Here is a 13,403-nt window from a genome sequence, read left to right as displayed (position 1 = left end):
TCGTATTATGGAAAGAAGGATTTTGACATGAATGAAGCTGCCTTACAAAAGGATGCGATGCGCGTTTTAAAAGAAACGAGCCGCACATTTTACATACCCATTAAATTATTGAACTCGACACTGCGTAAAACAGTCGGTTCTGCTTACCTTTGCTTACGTGCAATCGATGAAATTGAAGATCACGAACAACTGGATCCTGTAAAAAAGACTGCATTACTCCGGGCTACAGCCGATTTGCTTCGGAATGGATTTAACCAAGAAGAGTATGCGGCACTTTTGAAACCAGTTGAAGGGCAGCTTCCTGAAGTGACACTTCGTCTAGCTGACTGGCTTGCAGTATGTCCATCGGAACTGTATGAAAACGTGCGCAATGTGACTGCAATTATGGCGGATGGCATGGCGAAGTGGGTTGAAAAAGACTTCCAAATCGAAACAAAAGAAGACTTGGATGAGTATACGTACTATGTAGCAGGACTCGTCGGTGTCATGCTTTCTGATATTTGGGAGCAATACAATGGGACAAAAACTGATCGCGAATTAGCAATCGGCTATGGCCGTGGATTGCAGGCGGTCAATATGTTACGCAATCAAGATGAAGACGCAGAACGAGGCGTCCGCTTCTTACCTGAAGGCTGGACGCGCGATGATTTGTTTGGCTACGCCAGAGAAAATTTAGATATGGCGGATGACTATATGAAGCAGATCGAAACAAAAAACATAACACTATTCTGCAAAATCCCACTAGCACTCGCGAAAAAGACATTGTCTGCACTTGAAAAAGGCGAAGAAAAGATGAAACGCGATGAAGTAAACGCAACGGTGGATGAAATCTTAAAAGAGACAACATGAAAAAGAGCAGCCGCGGCTGCTCTTTTTTGTTGGTTTGGATGTAGTGGTGACCATAAAGATTTGATTCCGCTCATAAGCTCAGCATTGTGATCATAAACCGCGGATTCCGCTCATAAACCCAGCATTGTGATCATAAACACAAATTTCCGCTCATAAACCCAGCATTGTGATCATAAACACAGATTTCCGCTCATAAACCCAGCATTATGATCATAAACATAAAACATGTTTCATATTAATTCCCGCCACCCAGCGGCTTAAGCCGTCTTTCAATTTCCTCGCGCCGCGGTTCCAAAAATGGCGGCAGCGCTAAGGACTCCCCCATCGTTTCAAACGGCTCATCGGCATCAAATCCCGGTCCGTCCGTTGCGAGTTCAATTGTTAACCCATTCGGATCTTTAATATAAACAGAGCGGAAATAGAATCTATCAATAAAACCTGAATGCGGAACTTTCATTTCCGTGAGCCGTTCAATCCAGTTTGAAAGTTCTTTCTGGTCCGCTGCACGAAGCGCAACATGGTGAACACTTCCACGTCCAAGCCGTTCAGTCGCTAAATCTGTGCGTTCCTCAAGAATAAGTTCCGCACCTGTTCCGCCTTCTCCTGTCGAATAAACGACCACCTCACGCTGGCCATCCACTTCAGAAGGGTAAGTAGCTGCTGGACTAAATTTCAAAACTTCTTCTATTAACTTTCTAGTCAATTCGCCATTTGCAACAGTCAGCGTCACAGGACCAAGTCCGATTATCCCGAATTCTTTTGGGACTTCCTTGTGAAATCGTGGTGTTCCGCCTTCTACTCCCGCATTTTTCTCATCCGAAACGAGCATCAGCCGCTGTCCTTCAGCATCTGTAAATCGAATTGTTTTACGTCCCACTCGTTCCGTAATTTCTTCTTGATCCACCCCATACTTTTTAAATCGCTCTTTCCAAAAGTATAGTGCCTCGTCTGACGCCACTCTTAACGATGTCAACGAAATACTATTCGTACCTGGACGAGTAGCACCTGCGTGCGGGATTTCAAAAAAAGTTAACTCCGTGCCCGGATTCCCTGCTTCATCAGCGTAAAACAAATGATACATCGAAGGTGCATCCTGATTGACAGTCTTTTTCACAAGTCGCATTCCCATGATATCTGTGTAAAAGTGTAAATTTCCAGCTGCGTTTGCAGTGATAGCCGAAACGTGATGGATGCCTTTTAACTCCATTACTAGAACCCCCTATTATCTAAAAACAATTACTCTTAATTCAGGATAATAATACTTTTAATCCAAATAGAATACAATTAAAACGAACTGCTAATGCAGTTCGTCTAATTTGATATCAAGAAAGTCCTTTATTTGTCTTCGAGATTGCAGAACAAACACCTTTTTCCCATCATCTGCATATCGCTCCATCCGATTGCGCATCTCTATCTTCCTACGCCGATAGGTTGTCAGGATATACTTGAGGAATGCCCAGTCTAATTTTTCATGACATCCCTTTCCCATATCCGGTCTCGTTTGGCCATGATATCTAATTCGCCGTTTAAACACACGAACTAAGCACAGATAAAGAGGAAGTTCCAAATAAACAACTGTATCAGCACGTACATCCCTAACTGACAATGTTCTAGAATAGTTGCCTTCTATAACCCAAGAAGATTCAGCTGTCGCAATTCTTTGACGCTGCACAAACACTTCCTCGCTAACTTCATTCCAACCAGGACTAAAATACAAACTGTCCAAATGAGTGACTGGATAGTTGAGCTTTTCTCCCAAGCAACTGGAAAATGTCGACTTTCCAGCACCAGCAGAAACTCCTATTACTAGAATCCGTTTCATAACACCCTCCCTTACTTAACACTCAACATGCTTGCGCTGAGCAAACTCGTAATCACCATCGTGAACGGTAATTTGCTTTTGATCAATCCAAGCAATCTTATTAAATAGCTTCTGCAGGAAATAGCGATCATGACTCACCGCAATAATTGTACCCTCAAAATGTTCCAGTGTTTCTTCCAGTACTTCCCGACTCTCAATGTCCAGATGATTCGTTGGTTCGTCCAGCAGGAGCAAATTAATATTCTGCTGCATCAGCTGTGCGAGGCGAAGTCGCATCTTCTCGCCGCCGCTTAAATCTTTCACTTTCTTAAAGACATCATGACCATAAAACAAAAATTGTGCAAGGACATGTCTGGCATCCGCTTCTGTCATCGTTATCTCTTCGCGAAAAGCATCGATCAGACGCAATTCAACGTTTAGCGTATCGAATTGTTGCGCTAAGTATCCGATTGTAACATTGCTTCCTATATGAATTCGTCCTTCAGACGGCGCAATTTGGTTCATGATCAACTTCAAAAGTGTAGATTTTCCTGTACCGTTATTTCCGACTATCGCCAATCGATCTTTCCAGAAAACATTCATGGAGATGTCAGAAAAAATCGGAGGGTGTCCTGATGAATACTGATGACTTACCTTTTCAATCAGCACCACTTCTTTCCCGCTGCGTTCGCTCGCTTCTAACCGAAGCCGCATCGCTTTTTCAGTTTTCGGCTTTTTGACCATTTCTATTCTCGCAAGCATTTTCTCCATAGATTTTGCTTTGCGGAATAGATCTGGATTCGGAGGGGAGGCTTCGTTTGCCCATTGACGCAAACGACGTATAGCTTCCTTAATCTTCTTGATTTTCTTTTGCTGTTCTTTATACTCAGAAAACTGCTGTTCTAATTTAGCTTCTTTATTCACTAGAAATGAGTCGTAATTTCCGTGGCTCACCCAGCATTGTCCGTCTTCTAATTCAATTACTTTCCCCGCAACTTGGTTCATGAATTGACGGTCATGAGAAACGAGTACTACAGTTCCTGGAAATTGTTGAATATGTTGCTCAAGCCATTCAACGGCAGATAGATCGAGATGATTTGTCGGTTCATCCAGGAGAAGGATGTCTGGATTTTTCAGTAAGATTTGACCCAGCATCACTTTTGTTTTTTCACCGCCGCTTAGCGCGTCAAACTTTTGCTGGAAAAAGCGAGTAATTCCCAATCCATTTGAAATACTCGTTAGCTTCGATTCCATTTCATACCCGCCTAGTTCCAGGAACGTTTCTTGCAGTTCTCCATAACTGAGCAGGATCCGTTCGGAATTGTCAGTTGCCATTTTCAATTCAAGTTCTTTCATACGACGTTCAATTTCAATCAGTTCGCTAAATGCTTCAAACAAAACGTCTTTGACAACGTAATCCGGATAAGACGGAATCTGATGCAAATACCCAACTTTACTGTCCTTTGCTTGGATAATACGACCTGCGTCAGGAGATTCGGCGCGTCCGAGTAGGCGTAACAGGGTTGTTTTCCCACACCCATTACGTCCAACCAGTGCGACATGCTCACCAGATTTTACTTCCACAGTCAACTTTTCCAGTATGGCTGTTCCGCCATAGGACTTCGTAAGATTTTCCGCTTTTATATGCATATTAAGTGCCTCCAGGAGCGCACTGATTTCAGGCAAACAAAAAAGACCGCCTATTAACAAGCAGTCTTTTCGTGAAAAGAATGACGTTAATCAGTTGCGCTTTGATTTTTTGGTTTTGTAAAAATGGACATACGTATCCCGTTCTCCAAAAAATCGAAAGTAATGACACGTGCAAAATACATAGCTGTATCTAATTGAACACCTGTCAGCGCGACTGTCTTTTTCATTCTTTTCACCTCCGTTCAAAATAGTTGAATTAATTTTAACACGCCGATGATTGAATTGCAAGAAATCCATAGTCAATCAAAGTCTTTCAGTCGTATTTCTTCACATATTCATCTCGGTTAATAGTGCTAAATCCTGAATCATTCAGCAGTGACGTATAAAGATCATTGCTTCTTCTGCGGTACCCTCTTAATACGTTAGGAAAGGGAAGCTTTCCCCAAAGAATAGCACTTCATTTCATATAAATAAAATTTTATTCCACCTGTTTAGATGTCTTTCTCCATTACCGCAAAGTAATTCCCTTCCGGATCGGCAAAGTTAAAAACTCTTCCTGACGGCATGCTGACCAACTCTCCAATAGTCAACTGCTTTGTCGAAAGTTTTTCATAAAGTTCATCTAACTTGTCCGTCACAAACATTAGCGAAGGTGTGCCGACATTTAGTTCAGGCTGCATCTGCGATATAAGCTCTTTATCGTGAAGAATCATACTAGTTTCTGAATCATCCGATGGCGCGATTTCAATCCAGCGCATCCCTTGGCCATTGTCTTCCTCTGAAATGACACTAAATCCGATATCCTCAACCCAAAATTTCTTAACCATCTCCTGATCCGAAACGTACACCATAACTTGACCCAATTTTTGAATCATAATTTTCCCTCCCCAAAATGTCTGCACCTGCTCTGATGCAGATGAACTTTCACTAAAAGATTTCTTAACTTTTCATTCGTTATGCAGAGTACTTATTCCTTTATTTAATAAGGTGCCAATGGATTAAAACAGCAATCTCCATGGCACCTGCTACTATTCAAACTGCGTTTAAGGAAAGATTCTATTTCTCCCACACTATTACACGATGCTAATGAAGAAATTTACTCGTCCAGTTCAAGCTCCATAAGACTGCTCACTTCAGTAAACCCTAATTTCTCGTATAGGTTCCTAGAGTCATTTCCTTTAAACACATTTAATTGAACAGAGCGGTATTTTGCATCATTAAACTTATTAATAGCTTCCAGACAAAGTTTTCTGCCTATCCCCTGATTTCGAAACTCAGGGAGTACATATAGTTCGGATATGAACCCTTTCGATTCTTGCATATAGACTTCACGAATCTCCCCTATTCCAACCCAGCCACGGACTATACCCTCCGTGACATAGACCATATAATCGAACTCATGATAAAAAAATGGCGCTAGTGGAGTAAGTTCTCTTGTCTGAATCGTCTCTAAGTAACCTGCTGTCGCTTCCGAAAGCACGGCTCTCCAATGACTCAATATCTCTAACGTTTCCTTCTCTGTAGCCATCCGGATCTCCATGATTCCACTCCCTCTGCTTACTTCGTGCATTTAAAAATACGAAAACCCAGTTGGCTCTTATAATTTTCCGTTACAATTAAGTGTTTATCCAACATGTCATAATATGCTTCATCTATCGAATCCGATAGCAAAAAGTCGCTTGCGCTTTCATGATTAACAGTGTTTTCTAATCTTGGCCGTTCTATTGATTGAACACGCAAACCGGCTTGTAAAAATGCGTTCTCCCATTCACTCTCAGTCCAGAGTTGCTCCATGCCATAAAACTCCATTATTATCTCTTTTTCTTCATCACTTACTGGTTGCTCAAGTACCATTTCAATTGCAAAAAGTCGTCCGCCTTTTTTCAAAACCCTAGACAGCTCTGGAATACTGATGGCAGGTGTTGTAAAAGCAATGACAGATTCGGAAAGAACAACATCTATCAAATCATTTTCATAAGCGAGGCTCTCTATATCAGCAATTTCAGTCCAAATATTTTTGTTCAACCTAGCTAACCGTTTAACCGCTTTTTCAATCATTAAAGGGTTATTGTCTACCGCCAGGATTTTACAGTCATTATTTTTTGCAAGGTACTCAGCTGTTTGCCCAGTCCCGCAGCCAGCGTCCAACACAACTATGTTTCCGTCGAACTCTTCATCGGCTAACATGGTTTTAGTAAGCTGCAGACCTCCTGGATGAGCGCCCCCTACACCAAATACCGCTAAACAGTCTAAGTAATTCTTCTGCAAACAGTCACACTTCCTCTCCTGTTATAGATATGCAACACTTTTCAAAAATGAAGACCAACTTCCGTATACGATTAAAGAAGGAATAAGGCTTTTTCATCAACAACTGCATATGTTAGGTATAGGAGGAGGGCTCCAATGCCTGTCATTAAAACAAATGAGTGGTTACTTGACTTTTATCAGGACCCCTTAAAGTTATGTAAAAAACTCCAATTATTCTTCCCTGGAATTTCTGAAGGTGAAATTTTTGACTACTTTCGGTTGCACGGAATGTATTACAAGGCCGTCAAAAGTCCATCTTCTCTTGTCGAAACCATGATCAGCAACGACATTTGGACAATAGTAGAGAAGGAACAGCAGGCACTTCAAAAGAAATGGGCCGGTCCCGATGTTCCCATAATCATTTTGCCATCCAATACGAATGATAAGAAGCTAATGCGGGAAACGAAAGGGAAAGCAGGTTTGGCATTTTCAGACAAACTCATTCTCTTTATACCTGAAACGATTGCGATGAACGAACTGAAAGCGTTATTCATCCATGAATACAACCATGTCTGCAGGATCTGGCATACTAAAAAAGACGAAAAAGCGTTCACATTACTCGATTCTATAATTCTTGAAGGGTTGGCGGAGCATGCAGTACTCGAACGGCTCGGTGAGGCTTTCACTTCTTCATGGACAAAACTCTATTCCAAGCAAAAGCTTGAAACGATTTGGAAAGAGATTATCTTACCGGAAAGAAAATTGAAAAAATCGCACGCCAGACACAACCAATTCTTATATGGATGGAAAGGGCTTCCTAAAATGGCTGGATATTGTGCAGGGTATTACTTAGTTCAAAAATATGCAACTTCTCATAACACAGCCATGATTGACTTATTAGAAGAAAGTGCAGAGGTTATCGCTGGACTTACAGTAGAATAACTAACTTCTAAAAAACAGGAGAAGAGCGCCCGTCTCGATTGGGAGCTCTTCTCCTTATTACATCCTAACAATTCACCAAAAAAAGAATGGGATTATCGCAAGCGTTGCAATTGCCCCTAACGCAATTCCCAAACCAAACCCTCTTCCTCTATATCCATAACCTCCATAACCGTAGCCAAATCCTCCTAAGTTCCGGCCGCCATTCATCGGCTGCAGATACACCTGACGATTATCGACGTGCTGGATAATTCCTCGATACTCTCTTCCGTCTTTCGTTCGAATTACAACCGCTTTCCCACGATGACGGTTGCACATTTGCTGCATATTTTCCTTCGCCATTTCTCACCCTCCCCTCTAGGTCACCCTCTATCAGTATATGAACGCATAGTCTCTATCGAAGGGGACAACACCCAAAGTACATCAATTGTGTGAATGTCCCTGTCACAGTTGTGCAGACCGCATACTCTAACAACATAGGCAACGTGGAGGTGGGATGAGCGGATCTGAATCACCATTTACTCGAACTGCTTATGACTACTTTTAAAAGTTTAATGTTTAGGGAGGTGAGAACTATGGGTTATGGATGTGATCCTTGTGGCTATGGCGGATACGGCGGTTACGGTCCTCAAGGTGGAAATTGCAGACGTCAAGGCAATGGAGGCGGTTTTGCGTTATTAGTTGTTCTATTCATTCTATTAATCATCATTGGTGCTTCTTATGTATCTAATAACAACGACAATCATCATCATCATCACAAAAACGATTGCTAATTTAAAAACAGGATAAGTTGCATTGGTTATCATGCCAATGTGACTTATCCTTTTCTCCTATTTTCAAACACCTTCATCATGGTTGCTGATGCCTTTCCTATCCAGAACAGCCAGGATTATTTCAACTACCAGCGCGGCGGTTCCAAGTACAGCAAAGAAGATGCTGAGTGCCCAATAAAGAAAAACAATGTACCCTATTCCTGACATATGGGTAATTACAAATGAAATAAGTGCATTTAAGAAAAAAGTTACTGACACTTTAAAACTTGGAATTATTTTTTTTAAGAAATACAGCAGGATAAAGGATAAAACAACGAATCCAACGAATACAAACCCAGACGAACTAATGCTTGTCATGGAAACCCTCATTTCTATAATTCTATTAGTAAAGTATCTCTTCTTTACGATTAAGAATTACATAATGTTTCACATTTTTATGAAGATATCGAACAGGATACAAGAATCAATTCAAAAATATTTATTCACAGTACCTTGCAATGAACACTACTGAGTGATAATGTATAACTAATGGTACTTTATTTGAGCCAGTACTATTCATTAAACAGTAGTGAAAGGAGTATATTAATGTGAACATCCAGTTTAAGAAAGGTGTTTTGAACCTTTGCGTGTTAGTCCTTCTAGACAAACAAGATCGATATGGCTACGAACTGGTGCAAAAGATTTCGGATCAAATTGCCATCTCAGAAGGCTCTGTCTATCCTCTTTTACGCCGATTAACAAAAGAAGGGTATTTCACGACCTATTTAAAAGAATCCACAGAAGGTCCGCCTCGTAAATACTACAAGTTGACGGACACGGGACGCGATTACCTTCATGAACAATTAGAGGAATGGAAGCATTTTTCACAAGGCGTGAACACACTTATCGAGGAGGGTATTAAACATGACTGAAAACCAATACATTGCAGAACTTGAGAGCTTACTAAGCCGGCTTCCATTAGAAGAACAGCAGGACATTGTTCAAGATATTCGGGAATACTTCGTAGACGGTCGCGAAGACGGTAAATCAGATGATGAAATCGCCGTATCACTAGGATCTCCAGGCTCAATAGCCAATGAACTTGTCGCTTCTTATCCTGAACCTGCAGAAGTCGTTCAACCCAATGCTTCTACCGAAATCATCACAATCACTGATGACAGTTTCAAAGACATTGCCATTGATGTTCAACACGGGGCGCTGCTTCTATTTCCTTCAGAAGACCACGTTACAACGGTAGAATTGACAGGCAGCAACGATAAATTAAAACTGTCTGCCGAAGTTAAAGGGAATGCACTAGTTGTTAAGCTGAAGAGTCTTCGCCCGCGATTCATGATGTTTAGTTTTTCAATGAAAAGTGTTATCTTGAAAGTTTCGATCCCGAAGAAACTGTACGATGAGATTTCGCTTAAAACCGATAACGGACGTATCTGCGCAGAAAAGTTGCTCAGTCAATCGCTTCGCGTCAATTCCGACAACGGGCGGATTCAGTTAAGCGAGGTTGCCACTCGAGTACTGGAATCCAAAACGGATAATGGACGCATTGAAGTAACAAATACGCAATCAGACAGGATTATTGCAAAAACTGATAATGGACGGATCGAAATGCGCCATGTGGAAGCAGATGGAATTGCAGTTGAAACGGATAACGGACGAATCGAGCTGGCTCATGTAAACGGAAACATCGTCGGCGAAACGGACAATGGACGAATTACATTGCTAACCAACAGTCTCGACCGTAACATAGATATGCAAACAGACAACGGCAGCATCTTGATACAAACTGAAGAAAAGCCTGGAAATGTCTCCATTCAAACGAAAACTGCCCATGGAAAAGTTGACGTATTCGGAGAAAACAATTCAAGGACAGTATTTGGTACAGGTGATCATAAAATTCGGTTAAGATCGGATAATGGACGAATAACAGTTCAATAATAAAGATTGACAGCCGTAATAAATACAAAAAACAGAGATCATATATCTCTGTTTTTTTAATGGGAGAATTATTGAATTAGTCTTGAGGATAGCTGCAAAGCTCAAACAATGTCCCCTCTGTAGAAGCAGGGTTGAGATAGATTAGACGGCGTCCTCTTGCATTCGTTCGTAATGTGTCTTCAAGAAAACGAATCCCCTTTTCCCCAGCGTCCAAAATTGCTTTGTCTAAATCGTCCACTCGATATGCGACATGATGAACACCTTTCCCTTTTTGCCTAATAAATCTTGCAATTGGTGAATTTCGATTGGTCGGTTCCAGCAATTCAATGGTTTGTCCGTTTGTTTGAACAACCGCAACATGCACTTCAACTCCAGGTACATCACTCGTGTACCGATCTTCCAGTGATCCCTTCAGAACATCTAGATAAAACGGGAGCGCTTCTTCAATACTTCTAACGGCAATGCCGATATGGTCAAGTTCATAATCCATTTAAATCCACCTTCTAAACATACTTAATTTTTTGTATCAATGACGAAATTTCACTGCAATATTTTTTGAAATCGACTCCCAGGACTTACGGAGATAATCAGCATTCTCCCTCTGCCTCACACAATACTCATTTTTTAAAATGTGATTTCAACACATAAACAAGATCATAGTCCGCTAACTCATCCAAATGAGCTTCGGGTTCATCATAAAACGCAGAAGTTATTGTACCCATCTCGTTTTCCTTAGAATAACAGATAGTTGCAAGTACGTTTTCATCTTCTACGGATTTTGCATCTCCGGAAAATGTACTGGAGATAGCCCCCATTTTATTAAAATCTTCTGGTTGTACATCGATATTCTGTACTGAGCCACTGCCCTCTTTATCACCAATCGATAAATTTAAAACTGTTTTGTTAAATTCTTGAATGGGTCTTTGTATTGAGAAAATAATCGTCCCCTCTGTTTTTGCAGATGTACTAATTGAGGAAACTGGATGATCGGCCAATTTCCCTGCTTCATACTTTTCCACCCAAACTGTTGCTTCCTTATATTCGTCACTCACGTTGTAGTCAAACATAAAAGCGTGATCGGTATTCATATGAAGGATAGCTTGTTCACGATCCGTTACATCCGCCACTGAGATAGTATTCGTATTCCCTTTAATCTCAGTACACCCGCATAATACAAAGATTAAAGGTATCAGCAGGAATAGTTGTTTTTTCATATGGGTGTGCCTCCTGTTTAATTCAGCTTTCCCGAATAATGAACGTTAAAAAGAAAGCGCTGGTTCAATACTTCCGGCAGCAAGAGTTAAAAGAATGAATCACTAAATCCTAAAACTCATCCCTTGTTCTTTAAGCGCTGTCTGCAGTTTGGGAATCGAAGAAGGACCTAGTCCATGAAACTGTAAAAGTTCTTTCTCTGTATACGCAGCAAGAATTTCCAGTGAATAAATCTCATTATTCTCCAATGCACGTCTTGCAGGTGCTGAAAGTCTAGAAAGAAATTCTCTTTCAGGTTTCCTTTCTTTTTCACAAATCGGACAAGCTGGACAGTCACTTTTCTTAGAATATCGATGTCCTTGTTTACATACCTTGAGGTCTTTTTCATCTCTGGCCATGCAATTCCCTCGCTTTAGTCAGGATTCCAGTTGCAACTTTTCTGATCACAATTCCTCCAACTTCATAGCTAATCTGATACGATCCCTGCACTGAATGCCATTTTCAAAGATGGCATCCGGATAATGAATAACAAAATGATCTTGATCTACACCAACTATCCGGAAACCGCACTTCTGATAAAGTGCTAACTGCCCAATGCTTGAATTGCCTGTTGCAACATGAATGGCCGTGTTTCTATGGTTTTTAGCAACTTGAATCGCATCCAGCACTAATCTTTTACCTATGCCTTTTCCCTGCAAATCTTCTGCAACCGCCACATTCATAAGCTCCGCATTCCCATTGCGAGTTTGTAACAATACATAAGCACCTACAGTCCGCTGTTCAAGCTCAGCTACAAAGCACTCCCCAATTTTTACGTATTCCTTAATTTTTTTGACCGATGGATCTGCCAGTAATAATAAGTTCATGGGAAGTTTCTCTTCTTCACGCAGTTTTCGAATCTTCATAGTGTATCACCTTCGTGTCAAATTCGGATTTCATTCTAGCAATCCGTTTCGTTTAATAGGACTTGTCATTCTCTTTCCAAATGAATCAACGCATGGTTGAAACCCACTTCTTTGGCATAACCGGTCTGAGAAATCTTTTGTTCATTCTGAACATAGTACTCGTATAGTACACCAGGTTCGCTATCGAAATATACATGAATCACATACGGGTTCATACTGGCAAAATCATCTTCTCGGTGAGGAACTTTTTCCATCATCCATGTTTCTTCTGAATACTTCTCTTTTAAATACATCTCCAGATATTCAACTTTTTGATCCTGTCGGTAATCGATCCAATAAGGACGACCCAGGAAAAACAAACTGACCATTATAAAATACAATGCTGCAATTCCGAAAAAACGTTTTTTCCAAATTCCTTTTAAGATAACAGCAATCATGACAATCGTAAGTAAGCCTGCGCCTGAAATAAGTAATTCGATAATGAAAATAGGATGCATTCTTTTTCCTCCAGTACCAATAAGATAGGAGAAAATGATAGCTATCATTAATAAAGTGAACCTAGATAGCTATTAAAGTGCTCATCACAGCAATACCACTTTACCGGAATTGAATTATCCTTTGATCCGTTTCAAATGACTGATCCATATAAAAATCAATTTTGAAAAGAATAAAATCATCCCGGCAGCTATCGCCACTGCAAATCCCAACATTCCTTGTGCTGCCACCCAGCCAACTGTGAATGTCATAAAGAACAGTAGATTAGCAGCGCCCGTTAGAATTATAATAACTACTACATGAAAAGGCTTGACATGCTTATAGGCCGCGGCTAAAAGACCGGAGAGAGCTAAGATAGCAATACTCCAATACATATGAAATGATCCCCATCTAAATTGGATACGGGATTGACCCTCATCGCCCAAATCTTGAGTTTCAGGAATCGAAAGCTCATAGAAGGTAAAGCATGCAGTAATAATTCCCGCTGCAAGCAAACCGAAATATATCACCCAGCTGCTTCTGATAAAATCATTATTGCTTTTCATGCAGAATCGCCTCCAAGTCACTCATTATGCATCTAGATAGTGCGGCAGCATTCTA

Annotated in this window: 20 protein-coding genes; 5 read left to right on the top strand and 15 right to left on the bottom strand. The window is 40.8% G+C overall.

What is annotated here, in order from left to right:
• Positions 1-27: 27 nt before the first annotated feature.
• Positions 28-849 carry a phytoene/squalene synthase family protein gene (locus PGH26_RS07075; protein ID WP_323693291.1) on the top strand — a complete coding sequence of 274 codons (822 nt, stop codon included), beginning with the start codon at positions 28-30 and terminating at the stop codon, positions 847-849.
• A 235-nt stretch (positions 850-1,084) separates the two neighbouring features.
• On the opposite strand, the gene PGH26_RS07070 is transcribed toward PGH26_RS07075, so the two are convergent.
• The 7 genes from PGH26_RS07070 to PGH26_RS07040 form a co-directional block, all read right to left on the bottom strand.
• Entirely contained in the window at positions 1,085-2,056 is a 972-nt protein-coding gene (locus tag PGH26_RS07070) for a VOC family protein (protein ID WP_323693290.1), read from the bottom strand.
• 90 nt (positions 2,057-2,146) lie between these two features.
• Entirely contained in the window at positions 2,147-2,671 is a 525-nt protein-coding gene (locus tag PGH26_RS07065; RefSeq protein ID WP_323693289.1) for a P-loop NTPase family protein, read from the bottom strand.
• 15 nt (positions 2,672-2,686) lie between these two features.
• Complete coding sequence (gene abc-f, locus PGH26_RS07060) at positions 2,687-4,300, bottom strand: ribosomal protection-like ABC-F family protein (protein WP_323693288.1); 1,614 nt, start codon at positions 4,298-4,300, stop codon at positions 2,687-2,689.
• A gap of 86 nt (positions 4,301-4,386) precedes the next feature.
• Positions 4,387-4,527 (bottom strand): RAxF-45 family protein, encoded by a 141-nt coding sequence (locus PGH26_RS07055; RefSeq protein ID WP_323693287.1) that lies wholly within the window; start codon positions 4,525-4,527, stop codon positions 4,387-4,389.
• A 264-nt stretch (positions 4,528-4,791) separates the two neighbouring features.
• Positions 4,792-5,175, bottom strand: coding sequence for a VOC family protein (locus PGH26_RS07050; RefSeq protein WP_323693286.1), 384 nt, complete (start codon positions 5,173-5,175; stop codon positions 4,792-4,794).
• Positions 5,176-5,396: 221 nt separating this feature from the next.
• A complete protein-coding gene (locus PGH26_RS07045; RefSeq protein ID WP_323693285.1) occupies positions 5,397-5,840 on the bottom strand; it encodes a GNAT family N-acetyltransferase in 444 nt (147 codons plus the stop codon).
• 17 nt (positions 5,841-5,857) lie between these two features.
• Positions 5,858-6,568 (bottom strand): class I SAM-dependent methyltransferase, encoded by a 711-nt coding sequence (locus PGH26_RS07040; protein ID WP_323693284.1) that lies wholly within the window; start codon positions 6,566-6,568, stop codon positions 5,858-5,860.
• Positions 6,569-6,703: 135 nt separating this feature from the next.
• Here PGH26_RS07040 and PGH26_RS07035 point away from each other — a divergent pair, with 135 nt between their 5' ends.
• Positions 6,704-7,489: a DUF2268 domain-containing putative Zn-dependent protease gene (locus tag PGH26_RS07035; protein ID WP_323693283.1), complete on the top strand. Its 786-nt coding sequence runs from the start codon at positions 6,704-6,706 to the stop codon at positions 7,487-7,489.
• A gap of 72 nt (positions 7,490-7,561) precedes the next feature.
• On the opposite strand, the gene PGH26_RS07030 is transcribed toward PGH26_RS07035, so the two are convergent.
• Positions 7,562-7,828, bottom strand: a complete 267-nt coding sequence (locus tag PGH26_RS07030) for a hypothetical protein (RefSeq protein WP_323693282.1) — start codon at positions 7,826-7,828, stop codon at positions 7,562-7,564.
• Between the two features lie 233 nt (positions 7,829-8,061).
• Between PGH26_RS07030 and PGH26_RS07025 the strand changes: the two genes are divergently transcribed.
• Complete coding sequence (locus tag PGH26_RS07025; RefSeq protein ID WP_323693281.1) at positions 8,062-8,259, top strand: YjcZ family sporulation protein; 198 nt, start codon at positions 8,062-8,064, stop codon at positions 8,257-8,259.
• 63 nt (positions 8,260-8,322) lie between these two features.
• On the opposite strand, the gene PGH26_RS07020 is transcribed toward PGH26_RS07025, so the two are convergent.
• Complete coding sequence (locus PGH26_RS07020; RefSeq protein WP_323693280.1) at positions 8,323-8,616, bottom strand: hypothetical protein; 294 nt, start codon at positions 8,614-8,616, stop codon at positions 8,323-8,325.
• A 230-nt stretch (positions 8,617-8,846) separates the two neighbouring features.
• On the opposite strand from PGH26_RS07020, the gene PGH26_RS07015 reads away from it, so the two are divergent.
• Complete coding sequence (locus tag PGH26_RS07015) at positions 8,847-9,170, top strand: PadR family transcriptional regulator (protein ID WP_323693279.1); 324 nt, start codon at positions 8,847-8,849, stop codon at positions 9,168-9,170.
• Positions 9,163-10,191, top strand: coding sequence for a DUF4097 family beta strand repeat-containing protein (locus PGH26_RS07010; RefSeq protein ID WP_323693278.1), 1,029 nt, complete (start codon positions 9,163-9,165; stop codon positions 10,189-10,191). The genes PGH26_RS07015 and PGH26_RS07010 overlap by 8 nt, the downstream gene beginning before the upstream one ends.
• Before the next feature lie 76 nt (positions 10,192-10,267).
• On the opposite strand, the gene PGH26_RS07005 is transcribed toward PGH26_RS07010, so the two are convergent.
• The 6 genes from PGH26_RS07005 to PGH26_RS06980 all read right to left on the bottom strand — a co-directional run bounded on the left by PGH26_RS07005 (position 10,268) and on the right by PGH26_RS06980 (position 13,348).
• Positions 10,268-10,681, bottom strand: a complete 414-nt coding sequence (locus PGH26_RS07005) for a VOC family protein (protein ID WP_323693277.1) — start codon at positions 10,679-10,681, stop codon at positions 10,268-10,270.
• Positions 10,682-10,808: 127 nt separating this feature from the next.
• Positions 10,809-11,405: a hypothetical protein gene (locus PGH26_RS07000; RefSeq protein ID WP_323693276.1), complete on the bottom strand. Its 597-nt coding sequence runs from the start codon at positions 11,403-11,405 to the stop codon at positions 10,809-10,811.
• A gap of 102 nt (positions 11,406-11,507) precedes the next feature.
• Positions 11,508-11,801 (bottom strand): helix-hairpin-helix domain-containing protein, encoded by a 294-nt coding sequence (locus PGH26_RS06995; RefSeq protein ID WP_323693275.1) that lies wholly within the window; start codon positions 11,799-11,801, stop codon positions 11,508-11,510.
• Between the two features lie 45 nt (positions 11,802-11,846).
• The gene (locus PGH26_RS06990) at positions 11,847-12,308 is read right to left on the bottom strand and encodes a GNAT family N-acetyltransferase (protein ID WP_323693274.1); all 462 of its coding nucleotides are present in this window, start codon (positions 12,306-12,308) and stop codon (positions 11,847-11,849) included.
• A 65-nt stretch (positions 12,309-12,373) separates the two neighbouring features.
• Complete coding sequence (locus tag PGH26_RS06985) at positions 12,374-12,805, bottom strand: hypothetical protein (protein WP_323693273.1); 432 nt, start codon at positions 12,803-12,805, stop codon at positions 12,374-12,376.
• Between the two features lie 114 nt (positions 12,806-12,919).
• Positions 12,920-13,348: an RND transporter gene (locus PGH26_RS06980; protein WP_323693272.1), complete on the bottom strand. Its 429-nt coding sequence runs from the start codon at positions 13,346-13,348 to the stop codon at positions 12,920-12,922.
• Positions 13,349-13,403: the final 55 nt, after the last annotated feature.

This window comes from Sporosarcina jeotgali (assembly GCF_033304595.1).
Taxonomy (GTDB): domain Bacteria; phylum Bacillota; class Bacilli; order Bacillales_A; family Planococcaceae; genus Sporosarcina; species Sporosarcina jeotgali.
Note: the sequence above shows the minus strand (reverse complement) of the source record. Positions and strands in the feature narration are given on the sequence as shown.